The sequence below is a fragment of the Haladaptatus pallidirubidus genome, from assembly GCF_020700235.1.
Taxonomy (GTDB): Archaea; Halobacteriota; Halobacteria; order Halobacteriales; family Haladaptataceae; genus Haladaptatus; species Haladaptatus pallidirubidus.
The window spans coordinates 298,561-312,063 of record NZ_CP085301.1; the positions used below are offsets into that span (position 1 = coordinate 298,561).

Annotated in this window: 16 protein-coding genes; 11 read left to right on the plus strand and 5 right to left on the minus strand. The window is 59.5% G+C overall.

The features are described from left to right. Window positions 1-47 precede the first annotated feature (47 nt). The 7 genes from LIX15_RS01700 to LIX15_RS01730 all read left to right on the plus strand — a co-directional run bounded on the left by LIX15_RS01700 (window position 48) and on the right by LIX15_RS01730 (window position 7,307). Window positions 48-1,034 (plus strand): aldo/keto reductase, encoded by a 987-nt coding sequence (locus LIX15_RS01700; protein WP_303657536.1) that lies wholly within the window; start codon window positions 48-50, stop codon window positions 1,032-1,034. A gap of 267 nt (window positions 1,035-1,301) precedes the next feature. Next, window positions 1,302-2,768: an extracellular solute-binding protein gene (locus LIX15_RS01705; RefSeq protein WP_227775785.1), complete on the plus strand. Its 1,467-nt coding sequence runs from the start codon at window positions 1,302-1,304 to the stop codon at window positions 2,766-2,768. Between the two features lie 12 nt (window positions 2,769-2,780). Next, window positions 2,781-3,764 (plus strand): carbohydrate ABC transporter permease, encoded by a 984-nt coding sequence (locus LIX15_RS01710; protein ID WP_227775786.1) that lies wholly within the window; start codon window positions 2,781-2,783, stop codon window positions 3,762-3,764. Further along, a complete protein-coding gene (locus LIX15_RS01715; protein WP_227775787.1) occupies window positions 3,765-4,712 on the plus strand; it encodes a carbohydrate ABC transporter permease in 948 nt (315 codons plus the stop codon). Window positions 4,713-4,718: 6 nt separating this feature from the next. Then, on the plus strand, window positions 4,719-5,906 hold the full coding sequence (locus LIX15_RS01720) for an ABC transporter ATP-binding protein (RefSeq protein WP_227775788.1): 1,188 nt from the start codon (window positions 4,719-4,721) through the stop codon (window positions 5,904-5,906). 1 nt (window position 5,907) lies between these two features. Continuing rightward, complete coding sequence (locus tag LIX15_RS01725; RefSeq protein WP_227775789.1) at window positions 5,908-6,111, plus strand: DUF8005 family protein; 204 nt, start codon at window positions 5,908-5,910, stop codon at window positions 6,109-6,111. A gap of 128 nt (window positions 6,112-6,239) precedes the next feature. Next, window positions 6,240-7,307, plus strand: a complete 1,068-nt coding sequence (locus LIX15_RS01730) for a Gfo/Idh/MocA family protein (protein ID WP_227775790.1) — start codon at window positions 6,240-6,242, stop codon at window positions 7,305-7,307. A gap of 183 nt (window positions 7,308-7,490) precedes the next feature. Here the strand turns inward: LIX15_RS01730 and LIX15_RS01735 are convergent, their stop codons facing one another. Then, window positions 7,491-8,501, minus strand: coding sequence for a DUF2332 domain-containing protein (locus tag LIX15_RS01735; RefSeq protein WP_227775791.1), 1,011 nt, complete (start codon window positions 8,499-8,501; stop codon window positions 7,491-7,493). A 76-nt stretch (window positions 8,502-8,577) separates the two neighbouring features. On the opposite strand from LIX15_RS01735, the gene LIX15_RS01740 reads away from it, so the two are divergent. Continuing rightward, window positions 8,578-9,549 carry a sugar phosphate isomerase/epimerase family protein gene (locus LIX15_RS01740; protein ID WP_227775792.1) on the plus strand — a complete coding sequence of 324 codons (972 nt, stop codon included), beginning with the start codon at window positions 8,578-8,580 and terminating at the stop codon, window positions 9,547-9,549. A 15-nt stretch (window positions 9,550-9,564) separates the two neighbouring features. Here the strand turns inward: LIX15_RS01740 and LIX15_RS01745 are convergent, their stop codons facing one another. Beyond that, entirely contained in the window at window positions 9,565-9,996 is a 432-nt protein-coding gene (locus LIX15_RS01745) for an NUDIX hydrolase (protein WP_227775793.1), read from the minus strand. Window positions 9,997-10,280: 284 nt separating this feature from the next. Here LIX15_RS01745 and LIX15_RS01750 point away from each other — a divergent pair, with 284 nt between their 5' ends. Further along, window positions 10,281-10,541: a hypothetical protein gene (locus tag LIX15_RS01750; RefSeq protein WP_227775794.1), complete on the plus strand. Its 261-nt coding sequence runs from the start codon at window positions 10,281-10,283 to the stop codon at window positions 10,539-10,541. A 30-nt stretch (window positions 10,542-10,571) separates the two neighbouring features. After that, window positions 10,572-11,672 carry a Gfo/Idh/MocA family protein gene (locus LIX15_RS01755; RefSeq protein ID WP_227775795.1) on the plus strand — a complete coding sequence of 367 codons (1,101 nt, stop codon included), beginning with the start codon at window positions 10,572-10,574 and terminating at the stop codon, window positions 11,670-11,672. An 18-nt stretch (window positions 11,673-11,690) separates the two neighbouring features. On the opposite strand, the gene LIX15_RS01760 is transcribed toward LIX15_RS01755, so the two are convergent. After that, a complete protein-coding gene (locus tag LIX15_RS01760; RefSeq protein WP_227775796.1) occupies window positions 11,691-12,542 on the minus strand; it encodes an eIF2B alpha/beta/delta subunit family protein in 852 nt (283 codons plus the stop codon). Between the two features lie 100 nt (window positions 12,543-12,642). Between LIX15_RS01760 and LIX15_RS01765 the strand changes: the two genes are divergently transcribed. Further along, window positions 12,643-12,948, plus strand: coding sequence for a DUF7969 family protein (locus LIX15_RS01765; RefSeq protein WP_227775797.1), 306 nt, complete (start codon window positions 12,643-12,645; stop codon window positions 12,946-12,948). Between the two features lie 18 nt (window positions 12,949-12,966). On the opposite strand, the gene LIX15_RS01770 is transcribed toward LIX15_RS01765, so the two are convergent. Together LIX15_RS01770 and LIX15_RS01775 are read right to left on the minus strand one after the other, a co-directional pair. After that, window positions 12,967-13,323, minus strand: a complete 357-nt coding sequence (locus LIX15_RS01770) for a hypothetical protein (protein WP_227775798.1) — start codon at window positions 13,321-13,323, stop codon at window positions 12,967-12,969. Further along, window positions 13,311-13,493 (minus strand): hypothetical protein, encoded by a 183-nt coding sequence (locus tag LIX15_RS01775; RefSeq protein WP_227775799.1) that lies wholly within the window; start codon window positions 13,491-13,493, stop codon window positions 13,311-13,313. Before LIX15_RS01775 ends, LIX15_RS01770 begins: the two co-directional genes overlap by 13 nt. Window positions 13,494-13,503: the final 10 nt, after the last annotated feature.

Sequence of the window (13,503 nt, forward strand, 5' to 3'; positions counted from 1 at the left end):
CCGCCCACAATCCTTTATCAAATCCCACAGAACTCACCTAGCGAACCATGACCGAAATGGAGTACACGAAACTCGGCGACACCGGCCTCGAAGTCTCGCGCCTCTGTCTCGGCTGTATGAACTTCGGGAGCGGTCAGCCGTGGATGATGAACGACGAGGAGGCGAGCCTCGAACTGCTCGACGACGCGCTGGAGATGGGCGTCAACTTCCTCGACACCGCGAACGTCTACTCGCGGGGCGAGAGCGAGGAGATCGTCGGCAAAGCAATCGAGGGGCGAAATCGCGACGAACTCGTAATTGCGACGAAAGTGTACGGGAAGATGGGTGGCTATCCGAACGGACAGGGTCTCTCCCGAAAGCACATCCTCGACCAAGCTGAGGCGAGCCTCGACCGACTCGGAACGGATTACATCGACCTCTACCAAATTCACCGCTGGGACGACGAGACGCCAATCGAAGAGACGCTTTCCGCGCTGGATTATCTCGTGGAGACCGGCAAGGTTCGCTACATCGGCGCGAGTTCGATGGCGGCGTGGCAGTTCTCGAAGGCCCTCTACGAGAGCGACCTGCAGGGCTACGAACGGTTCACCTGCATGCAACCCGAGTACAACCTCGTCGATCGCCACGAAGAGGAGAACGTTCTGCCCGTCTGCGAGTCGGAAGGCATCGGCGTCATTCCGTGGTCGCCGCTCGCGGGCGGATTTTTGACGGGGAAGTACGACCGCGACGAGGAACCGACCGAGGGGAGGGCGACCGAGGACGACCACACCGAAGCGCGGTTCACCGACGAAAACTGGGCCGTGGTTGGCGAAGTTCGCGCCATCGCCGAAGAAAAAGGCGTGACGCCGGCGCAGGTGAGTTTGGCGTGGCTCCTTCACAAACCGGTCGTGGATTCGCCGATTATCGGTCCGCGAACCATCGACCATCTGGAGGAAAACGTGGCATCCCTCGATGTCGCGCTTTCCGACGAGGAACTGGAGCGACTCGAATCGCCGAAGTCACCGGTCTGGTCGCGCGAGATCGCCGGACTGTAATCGACAAAATAGCACAGGTTCGAAAAGAAATCGAGAAAGATGTCGAACAAAATGCAATAGATATTGGTGATACCAGATAGCAATACCACGTCCATCTCGGCTTTTTCGGCTGGTTACTCGTTGAAGTGATAGAATTCGGCCATAAATAGTTTTACTCATCATCTACTCAATCCGCACGAAAGTGATACTTCGTGGTCGGAAAAGATAACAACGTAAGTAGTCAATCGCACCAAAGTTATAAATGCAGTCCTTCCGTCCTACAACCGTATGGTTGGTGTTAGCGAGGGTGAGGACCGTCGTCGGCGAGACGGCGTTTCACGGCGCAAGTTCGTGAAAGCAGTCGGGGCATCCGGTACCGCCGCTGGTCTCGCTGGCTGTATCAGTCGAGGGCAAAGTAGCAACCCCAACGTGGTACAATGGGCCGCCGACGACGACGTCAGAACCAACAAAGACGCGATAGAAAATGCACTTCACGAGGCTGGACTCGACGATAATATCAGGCTCGAAGTTCTCGCGGGGAACGAACAAACAGGTGCCCGGCAGTCACAGTACCAACGATGGCTGTCCGCAAACCTCGAAGAACCCGATCTGTTGCTGGTCGACAGCGGATGGGCGATTCCGTTCATCGAACGCCGCCAACTGCTCAATTTGAGCGAGAATATGGCGAGCGAGGCGCTCAATAAGGTTAACAACGATTACTTCCAAGGGAGCGTCATCACGGGCAAGTCCAGCGACGGCGACCTCTACGCAATCCCACTGTTTTCCGACTTCGGAACGATACAGTACCGCAAGGATTTGGTACGACAGTCGGGCTTTAATCCGGACCAGGAAAACTGGGCGACGGAAGGGATCTCGTGGAAGAAATTTTCGCGAGTCACGAAGAAGGTTCTTCAAGACAATCAGAACATCGATTACGGGTTTACCTTCCAAGCGAGCGCCTACGAGGGACTGTCCTGCTGTGACTTCAACGAGTTCATGACCAGTTGGGGCGGGACGTACTTCGGCAGTGTGGAGAACCTGCTCGGACAGGTCGGAAACCGACCGGTCACTTTGGATTCACAGAACGTTATCGATTCCATCAAGATGATTCGAACGTTCATCCACGGCAACGACGCTCCGAACACGCTGAACGATTTCGAGGGCGGTATCGCACCGCGGGCCGTTCTGAGCTGGATTGAAGAAACCTCGCGCGCGCCGTTCAGCAACGGAAACGCGGTCATGCACCGCAACTGGCCGTACTCCATCAACATCAACGGAGCCCCGAAGTCGGAGGGCGGCTTCGGCGAAGACCTCGGCGTCATGCCGATTCCGTACGGCGTCAAGTCGGGGCAAGCGGGCCAGGGTCTCGGCGGCGTCGCGTCCGCCCTCGGCGGGTGGAACGTTGCCATCAACCCGAACACGAGAAAGAAGGACAAGGCGCTGCAGGTTCTCGAAGCGATGACGTCGGAGAGTTTCAAGCTCAAACTGTTCGAACTCATCGGTTGGATTCCACCGGAACCCGGCCTTCTCGAAACACAACGGGCAAGTAACGTTCCCATCATGGGTCGCTACGTCGATACGCTGAAAGTTGCGGGTCAGAACGCCCTTCCGCGCCCCGTCTCGGTCGTCTGGCCGCAAGAATCCGGGAAGATTTACCAGAGCGTTTTCGCGGCGTACGCGGGCCAGGAATCGCCGCAACAGGCGATGTCCACGTTGAACAGCCAAATTACGGAGATCGAGGAGTACAACGAGTAGAGGTAGACAAGAATGTCAACCGAACAAACGACCGAAAAACGGCAACAAGGAAAGTCAGGGGCGTACGCTGGCGCGGTCAGATGGATCGAGAACCTGAGCGAAACCCAGTTCGCGTATCTGCTGTTGACGCCCGCACTGCTACTGCTCGCAGTCATCGCGTTCTGGCCCCTGCTGAGTACGTTCGAGATGTCTCTCCGCGCCGACAGCCTTCGCGGCGCATCGCAAGTCGGCGAGTTCGTCGGCCTTCAGAACTACACCGACCTGCTGACCGGGAAACTGGACACGGTGGCGCTGCCACAACCGTTCATCGACTTCAGCCAACCGTTTAAGAGTGCGCTCATCGTGACGTTCATCTTCACGATAGCCAGCGTCCTCATCGAGACCATCATCGGCTTCGGACAGGCGCTCGTCTTAGACCAAGACTTCCGCGGCCGACGCTGGGTGCGCGTGGCAATCATCATCCCGTGGGCGGTTCCAATCGTCATTCAGGGCATGATTTTCTACCTGATGTTCCAACCGGGCATCGGGTTCGGCGCAAACCTCACCGAAATGGTCGGGTTGACCAGCACGCCGCTGGCCAACAGCAGTTCCGCGCTCGGAATCATCGTCCTCGCGGACATCTGGAAGACGACGGCGTTCATGGCGCTGCTCATCCTCGCCGGGCTCCAGAGCATCGACCGAAGCCTCTACGACGTGGCGAAGGTCGCGGGCGCGTCGAAATGGCAGCAGTTCAAAATGATCACCCTGCCGCTCGTGCTTCCGACGGTGCTCGTCGCCCTGCTGTTCCGAACCATCGCGGCGATGCGGGTGTACGGACTCATCGAAACCGTCTCCGGTTGTACGACGGTTCCGTCGCTGTCCTGTCTGGTCGTCACGACGTTCAGCACGCGGCGATACGGTACCGCGGCAGCGGTGGCGTTCGTTACAGCGGCAATCATCGGAATCGTGGTGTCGATATACATCGTGAAGTTCCGCGACTCGCAGGGGGGATTCTAAATGGCCGAAGCAGAACAAACGCAAACTGACGGTCGGCAACAGGCGGAAACGACGCGTGGGCCGTTCCAGCGATGGGTGCAAGGGTCGATTCAGAACCCCGAACGAACCTATCAGGCCATGTTCTACGTGGTGACGCTCTTCTTCCTGTTCACCACGCTGTTCCCGTTCTACTGGCTCCTCGTGCTGGCGCTGACGCCGCGTGAGGCAATCGTGAACGTCTGGTTCCTCCCGAAAGGATTCAACCCCGGCGTGTTCATCGAAATCTTCGAACAGTTACCGTTCCATCTGTTCATGTTCAACAGCTTCGTGCTCGCGCTCATCACCACGGCCATCGTGTTGGTGTTAGCGAGCCTCGCTGGCTACGTCTTCGGGCGACTGTCGTTCCCCGGACGGGGCGTGTTGATGTTGCTCATCCTCGCCATCTCGTACTTCCCGCCGGCGGCGTTCCTGCTGCCGCTGTTCCGGCTGTTCACGGGGAACGTCGAACTGTTCGGCGTTAGCAGTCCGATGCTGTACAACACGCCGGGCGCGATGGTACTTCCGTTCAGCGCGCTGTTCATGCCCCTGTCGATATTCATCCTGACGACGTTCTACGGCCAGATTCCGGACGGCCTGGAGGACGCCGCACGAATCGAGGGGACGACTCGACTCGGTGCGCTGGTTCGGGTCATCATCCCGCTGTCCGCGCCGGGCGTGGCGACCGCAGGAGTGCTAACATTTATCTCGGTGTACAACGAGTTCTTCTTCTCGTTCCTCATGACGAACGGGGAGGTACAGAATTGGGCGCCACTGCTGTGGGGTATCCTCGGCTACCAAGGCCAGTACGCGGAGTTCTACAACTTGATGGCGGCGGCGAGCATCGTGGGTGTCCTGCCCATCGCCATTCTCGTCGTCATCGCACAGGAAAAAATCGTCAGCGGACTCACCGCTGGCGCGCTGAAGGAGTGATACACAATGGGTGAAGTCAACTTAGAACACGTTTCGAAACGGTACGAAGATGTAACGGCAGTCGACGACATGAACCTCGACATCAAGGACGGTGAGTTCGTCACGCTCGTCGGTCCGTCAGGCTGTGGCAAATCCACGACACTCGAAACCATTGCGGGGCTAACGATACCGACGGACGGGACGATTTCCATCGCAGACCGAGAGGTTACCACCCTCCCGCCGAAAGACCGCGGCATCGCGATGGTGTTCCAGAACATCGCGCTGTTCCCGCACATGGACGTGTACGACAACATCAGCTTCGGGCTTCGACTCAGAAACTACGACAAAGACGAAGTCGACCGTCGCGTCGAGCGCGCGGCGGAAATCGTTCAACTCGAAGGGATGCTCGATAGGATGCCGGACGAGATGTCTGGCGGACAGCGTCAGCGCGTCGCGATTGCGCGTGCAATCGTGCGCGAACCCGACGTGTTCCTGATGGACGAACCGTTGGCGAACCTGGACGCCAAACTGCGCGTTCACATGCGCACGGAACTCCAGCGACTCCACAAGGAACTCGACGCGACCATCATCTACGTCACGCACGACCAAGCGGAAGCGATGACGATGTCCGACCGCGTTGCGGTTATCAACCAAGGTGAACTCCAGCAGTTCGCCCCGCCGCTCGACTGTTACAACGAACCCAGAAACCTATTCGTCGCGGGCTTTATCGGGTCGCCGAGCATGAATCTCGTGGAAGGTGTCGTCGATTCCAACGGGCTGCAGACGCCGGACTACCACATCGAGTTCGACGCCGGACAATTCGACGGCGTGTCGGTGGACGACAGAATAACGATGGGCGTCCGACCCGAAGACGTATATCTCGTGGAGGACGCCGAAAGCGTTGCGCATCCGACCAGCCAAATCGACGCCCGAACGGACGTTCTCGAACCGATGGGCGACGAAATCTTCGTCTACATCCTCACGGGGGAGGGCGAGACGGTGGGAATGGACGCCGAGGCTGACGACGCCCATCAACTCCTGATGAGCGTCGATCCGGACAAGGACATCGACACGGACAAAGACGTGCAAATCGTCCTCGACAGGGAGCGGATTCACCTGTTCGACACTGATACCGGCAACGCCATCGCACACGGACTCGAATTCACGTCCGTCGAACCCGGTCCCACCAGCACCGAAGCGGAGGGGGACGACTGAGATGGCGGTGGAGTTCGGATTGGTGTATTTCGGAGCGGGGACGCTCCTGTTTTTCTTCTGGGCGTACGGTATCGTCTCGTTCGTCCTCGACGTGAAAAACAAAATCATCCCCGGCCTCCGGACACTCATCGAAAACCGGCGCGCGCAGAAAGCCGAAGAAGAGCGAGAGCGCGAACGCGAAGACAAAAAACAACAGTTGTACTGACGTGACTCCTTGCGACCATCAGAACCGTATCGGAAAACCATCCCGTTTTCGAAGCGGAAGTACCAGCTCGGTAAAACCGAGCGAACAAAAGGAAAAGAATAACACCGTCTCACAGGTGAGCCGTAAGTATGAGTGCCAGTGAGCCGGTTCGAGTTGGGTTCGTCGGTCTCGGGAATATTGGACATTATCACGCCGATAGAATTACTGATTTGCGTCACGAAATCGTCGGAGGGGTCGATATCAACCCCGACGCCCGTGCGCGGTTTGCCGAGAAATACGACACCCGTTCGTTCGAGAGCTACGAAGAACTGTACGAAGCAGATGTAGATTGTGTCATCGTCACGACACCGAACAAATTCCACGAGGAGTACGCCGTCGCCGCGCTGAACGCGGGACTCAACGTTCTTCTCGAAAAGCCGCTCGCCCACACGCTAGAGAGCGCGGAACGAATCGCGGAGGCGGCCCGGAACGCCGACGGCTTCTGTATGGTCGGGTTCCACAACCGATTCCGCAACCCCGTGGAAGTCATCAAGGGTTACCAAGACGAAGGACGATTCGGCGAAACGCGCCACATCGAGGCGAACTACATTCGTCGTCGCGGAATTCCGGGTCGCGGTTCGTGGTTCACGAACCGCGACGTTGCCGGTGGCGGCGCACTCATTGACATCGGCGTCCACGCAATCGACCTCGCGTTACACCTCCACGACTTCCCGAAAGTAAAGGAAGTCAGCGGCGAAGTCCGCTCACAGTTTGGAAGCCGAGAGGACTACACCTACCTCGAAATGTGGGGCGACGACACCGAATCCGGCGCGTTCACCGTTGACGATTCAGTAAGCGCGTTCATCCGCTGCGAAAATGGAAAGACCATCGCGCTCGAAGTCGCGTGGGCCGCGAACCGCGAATCCAACGAGAAATACCACGTCCGCGGAACCGACGCCGGTGCGAGTTTCGACAAGAGCGACGATTCGCTCACGATGTACGAGACGAGCATGGTCGGCGCGGACCATTTCTCGGACACCAGCGTCAGAACTCGACAGGAAGACGCCCACAAGGCGGAACAGCGCGTCTTCTTCGAAGCGGTTCGCGACGATGTTGCGCCGAAGATGAACACCATCGAGCAGGCGTTGACGGTTCAGCGCGTCATCGACGCGGTGTACCGCTCCTCGAAAAAAGAGCAGGCAGTGCAGTTGGGGTAGTCGGAAAATCGAAAACCGCTACTCTCCGGGCGCACTCGAAACGTCGGCGACGAGACCGGCGATAGCGAACCCGAGGGCGACGAGCAAAATCCAGTACGTCGGGCTATCGAACGGGAGCAGTTTGGCTCCATCCACCTCATCGAGAGGTTCGATTGAAGAGTGTACTCCTTCGCGTTTGCTGACTCAGCGAAGCCATCGAATCCATCGCCCGTGTTGTTCGTAGGCGACGAGCGATTCGTATCCCTCGCCGTCGAACCAGTCGAGCGTGAAGGCATTGTCCCACCGATCGGCGGCCTTGTGGCCCGATAGCCAGTGGAGCGGACGCTCCTGCGCCGCGGATTCGATATGCGCCCGAAGGCGGTTTTGCGCCGGGTCGGGCAGTTGATAGCGCATCTGCGTGTCGAAGACGCAGACGGGAACGTCGTCGGGGATTTCGGCGAGCACGTTCGGCAGTTCTTCGATTGCGTCGCCCTGCCGGAGGTCAGGTGGATTGCGCTCCGCCACATCCGCGGCCTGCTGAAGCAGTCGGTGGCGGTCTGCGTGCTCCGGCCAGATGAGCGCACGAAGCCAGCGAACGTCCGCTTCGTCGCGCACCGAGAGCGGATTCAGGTCGATGCCGACGCGGGAGATAACCGCCGGAAAGTCGTCCGAAACGGGGGGCATTTTGTCGCCCTTGATTTCCGAATCGAGCGTGCACTCGCTCGTTCCGAATGTTCCCGCGTCGCCGTAGTCGTAGGCGTACTGATTCCAACAGAGATTGAGTCCGCCGCTCGGTCCGAGTTCGACCAGCGCGAGGGGGTCACCGCCGACTGTTCGGGAGACGTGCGAAAACGCCGGAAACAGCGCTGTACAGCGCCGAACCGCGTTCGTTTGAGTTCTGCGATTTCGCAGGAGAGGACGGAGGTCGGTTTCGTATTCGGCGCAGAAATCCTGAAATGCGGGAAGCGGATTTCCCGATTTCGGGTCGTCTGAGGTGGTTGGATAGTATTCCGCGAGAGGATGGTCAGCGCCGCCGAGCAGATGCCAGTGAACCGCGGCGAACAGGATGTTCGCCGTGCCGCGCTTCGGTGGGATTTCCTCGGCGAGGGCGAGCAACTCCGGGTCGTCCGCGACCCCGCGGGCGATTTGCTCGTAGAGGGACGACGTTCCAACACACCAGTCCGCGAACCACTCGAACTGTTCGGCGAGGCGCATATTTAGAGAGTGGAAGACGGCGAGTGTAAGCGTTGCCACCGAAATTTTATTCCCGACCGAAGTAATGGTTCACGCTATGGACATCGGCGTTCACACTCCGCCACTGTACGGTGAATCGCTCGAAGACGCGCTCGCGTACCTCGATGGTATCGGCGTGGACGCTATCGAACCCGGTGTCGGCGGCTATCCCGGCGACACCCACCTCCCGCGCGACGACTATCTGGACGACGACGACGCACAGGAAGACCTGCACTCCTTGCTGGCCGAACACGACATGCACATCAGCGCGCTGGCGACCCACAACAACCCGCTCCATCCTGACGACGAGCAGGCCGAGGAGGCAGACACCGAACTCCGCGAGGCGATTCGGTTGGCCGACCAACTCGACGTGAACGCGGTCACCTGCTTTTCCGGACTCCCCGCTGGCGGCCCGAACGACGAGGTGCCGAACTGGATTACGGCCCCGTGGCCCTCGGAACACGACGAGGCGCACACCTACCAGTGGGAGGAAGTCGCCATCCCCTACTGGCGCGACGTGGCGGAACACGCCGCAAACCACGGCGTCGACGTCGCCATCGAGATGCACCCGAACATGCTCATCCACGAGCCCGTCGGGATGTTGGAACTCCGCAACGCGACCAACGAGCGAATCGGGGCGAACTTCGACCCCAGCCACCTCTACTGGCAGGGCATCGACGTGGCCGAATCCATCCGCTTCCTCGGCGAACACGACGCCATCCACCACTTCCACGCGAAGGATACGAAGGTGTACGAGTCCCAAGCCCGCTATAAGGGCGTTCTCGACACGACCCCATACGACGAGGAGGCCAACCGCTCGTGGCTGTTCCGCTCCGTCGGCTACGGCCACGGCGAGGAACACTGGAAGGACATCGTCAGCGCGCTCCGGATGATAGAGTACGACAGTACCCTCTCCATCGAACACGAGGATTCGCTGACCAGTTCGAACGAAGGATTGGAGAAGGCCGTCGAGATGCTGGAGCGCGCCGTGTTCCGAACCTCGCCCGGCGAAGCCTACTGGGCGGAATAAAGCGGATCCACGGACTTACAAATCCGGGATAAGCTGTTCGGGGTAGAACGTTTCCCTCCCCTCCGAAAACTCGGTCGGGCGTTTCCAGAAGCAATCGATTTTCTCGTCGAATTCGGCTTCGTAGCCCGAAAACTCGTCCCGTTCGTATGGCCACGACTCCGCGATGTCCGCCTCGTAGACCCGCCACAGTTCGTGGACGGGATTATCGTCGAACGTGAACAATCCCTCGTAGGTTTCGCGGTAGGTGACGTTTATCAGCGAGACGCCCAACTCCTCCTCGAACTCGCGGCGCAGGGCGTCCTCGCTGTGTTCGCCGAACTCGACACCACCGCCGAGTGGATAGTAAAACTGCTCGTCCTCAGTTGGTTTAGTGTCCTGCGCGACGAGCAGTTCGTCGTCCCGCCAGACGAGTCCTCTCGCCGAGACACGGATGTGATTCTTGTGCATTGACGTTGTGAGACGTGACAATATTCACGATTGTATAAAGTAGGTTGCGGTGTTTCGATTGTCGGAGACTGATGCCGACTTCAAACAAAACCGCCACCGCCAGTGTCCCCACTCCTCCCCGCCAGCGCGGGACTGCACTCGCGCCTCACTGGCGTTCGTTGCTCGCCCAAGTGCGCTGGCGCAACCATGCGGCTAATTTGTCAAGTAACGTGGCGCGCGCTGGCGAGACTTCCCGGATACGGTCATCCGAGAAGTCGAAACAAAGCCGCGCGAGGGATGACTAAGTGAACGCAGTGAGCGAAGGAATCGGTTGGGGAGGACGTGGCTTGCGGTGCGGTGGCGGTTTGATTGGAGTCGAGAATTGGAAACACCATCTCGAAACAAACCTCGAAGACTCATTGTCGAATTTTCTATGTGTGCGGTTTTCATTGGAGTCGGCAACAGCTAGCAAAACAGGACAAACGGCGATTCCAGAAGCCGATTTTACAGCACGTCAATCAAAAAATCCCATCACCGCTATTTTCGCCGAGGGCATCAAACACTAAGCCGTCCCGCAAAGAAGCCTTCCACAAGTTATGACGCTAAAAGTTGGTGTGTTAGGCTACCGGTTCATGGGAAAAGCCCACGCGAACGCGCTCGCCCGCCTGCCGATGTTCTTCCCGGACGCACCAGACGTGGAGCGCCACGTCCTCGTCGGCCGGGACGAGGAAGCACTCTCGGAGGCCGCAGAGCGCCTCGGCTTCGAAAACACGAGCACGGACTGGGAGGCGGTCGTGGACGACGTGGACGTGTTCTACAACCTCGGCCCGAACTTCGTCCACGCCGAGCCTTCCATCGCGGCGCTGGAAGCGGGCGTTCCCGTCCTCTGTGAGAAACCGCTCGCGGCCAGTCTCTCGGACGCGGAGCGAATGGCCGAGGCCGCGGAATCGGCGGGCGTGCCGACCGCGACCGCGTTCAACTACCGATTTATCCCGGCGATTCGGTACGCCAAGCGACTCATCGAGGACGGCGAACTCGGCGAGGTCCACCAGTTCCGGGGGCGCTATCTACAGGACTGGTTGGTCGACCCCGACGCGCCGTGGTCATGGCGCAACGACGCGGAGTTGGCGGGCAGCGGCGCGCTCGGCGACCTCGGCGCGCACACCATCGACCTCGCGCAGTTCCTCGTGGGCGACTTGGAGCGCGTCTCGGGACACCTCCGAACCTTCGTGGACGAGCGCCCGGTGGAAGAGGAAGACGAGACGAAACCCGTCACCGTGGACGACGCCTACTCCGCGCAGGCCGAATTGGAAGGCGGCGTGATGGGCACCTTCGAAGCCTCGCGGTTCGCCACGGGGCACAAAAACGACCACACAATCGAAGTCCACGGCTCCGAGGGGAGCCTGAAGTTCTCGCTCGAACGGCTCAACGAACTCGAACTCTTGCGGGACGACAACCGCGGCTACGAGACGATTCTCGTCACCGACGAATCCGACCCCTATATCGACCACTGGTGGCCGCCTGGCCACGTCATCGGCTGGGAACACACCTTCGTCCACGAAAATTACGAGTTCCTCTCTGCCGTAGCGAACGGCGAGGAATACCATCCGAACTTCGCGGACGGATTGAAAGTGCAAAAAGTGTTGGACGCAGTCGAGCGAAGCGACGAGAGCGGGGAATGGGTGAGCGTGGAGTAAAAGAGCAACTGAATCTGTTCAATACTCCCACGTCCCCTCGTCCGTTACGACGGAATCGAGGTGGTCCGTGGGGGTCGCGTCGTAGGCCGGATTCGCAACCGAAAACCCTTCCGCCGGTTCCCGGATCACTTCGCTGGCCGACCTGAAGTCGTTCTCGAAGCGGAACGCCTCGCCAACGATTTTCGCGCTGGAGCCGATAGTAGTGACGGGCACGCCCACCTTGTTCGCGGTGGCGACGAGCGAAAACGTCCCGATGCGGTTGTAGAGAGTACCATCAACGATGCAGTCCATGCCGGTGAACACGCGGTCGCACTCGGGGAGGTAGTGGCCCGCCGCGCTGTCGATGATGAGCGTTACATCGACCTGGTCGATTTCGCTGAGGACGCGGGCGGTTTTGCGTCCGAGATAGCGCGGTCTGGCCTCCAAGACGTACACGTCGAGATAGGAACCGTCGGCGACCGCATTTTCGACCGCTTCCAGCACCGTCGAAGAGTAGTCGTGGGTCATGAGGGTCATCCCGTCCTCGAACTGCGGGGCGGCGTTTTCGGCGGCCCTGCGTTTGGCGGTGACGACCTGTTCGACCACGCTGTCGATGGCCTGCGACATCTGGTCTTTCGACTGCTCGACCGACTCGCTCTCGGCGTCGGTGACCATCTTCACGATTGCTCGCTGGGTCGTCACGAGCGATGCGTGGGACGGATTCGCACGACGGAGGGCGTTGCTGTTATGATCGAGCGCTCGCTCGAACTCTTCGACCGTCTCGAAATCGCGGTTGAGGAGGTCTTCCAACGCGCGGGCGGCCTTGACCGCGACGGTCGAGGAGCTGTGCGTTTGCATCTCCTGTATCTCCTCGACTGTCTCGTCTATCATGCACTAACGGTGTTCGCCGGGCTACAAGATTGTTCTGGGTTTGCGTCTCTCCGGTGGCATCGACGCGCAGTTTACATTCTTCCGCAGCAAACAATCTCCTATGACAGTCCCCGTCCGCTACTACTGCCCTCACTGCGGCGCGATCGTCACGCTGGAACGCGACGCTAATCTCGCCGACAAGTCGGTGACCGCCGACCCCTTGGATGGCTGGAGGTACGCCGACGCCTACGACGATTTCGAGGATTCGGACGGCGTCCAAATCGTCTGCGGAGCCAGCGAAACGGACGAGGATGGCTGTGGCGAACTGTACTATCTCAACTTCGTCAAATTCGAGGACGGCCAGGAACTCGACCCGCACGTTCCACTGCGGCCCGAGGACGCGCCGAACTTCGATTTCAGAACCTGACGAACTCGACCAGCAGGCTTACCGAATCCGAAGCCAGAATCCCCAGCGGTACGCTTCGTCATCGACGCCGTACTGGTCTTCGAACCGATAGCGTCCGCTCGGAAAGCACGACTCGTTTTTCGCGTGGCTAAGAACTGCCCGTTCGACATGCGATTTCTCGCCCGGTTCGAGCGTCCGTCGCTCGGTCGTCCCTCGACCGCCGAGCCGTCCGGACTGCCAGCATTCGTCGCGTCTGTCGTCCGAATCGGGTTTGTACTGGAGGACGAGTTTCGACCCGTTCAATTCGGCGCTGACTACGTCCGAGAACGGACTCGGATAGCCGAACCGAATCGTCCGCTCGGACTCGGCGGTGCACTCGAACGTCACCCGGAGCATCGGGGGATGCTCCGGGTGACACCCGAAACGAGCGTCGCTGGCAGTCCATCCGGCACCGAATCGTTCTCGATACTGAACCGAGAATCGTCCGACGACAGTCCGAGAATGCCGCCGATACAACCGGCGGTGGTGCCCGTGGCCAGCGTGCTAAGCAACGTTCGTCGTCGCATACTCTTTCTT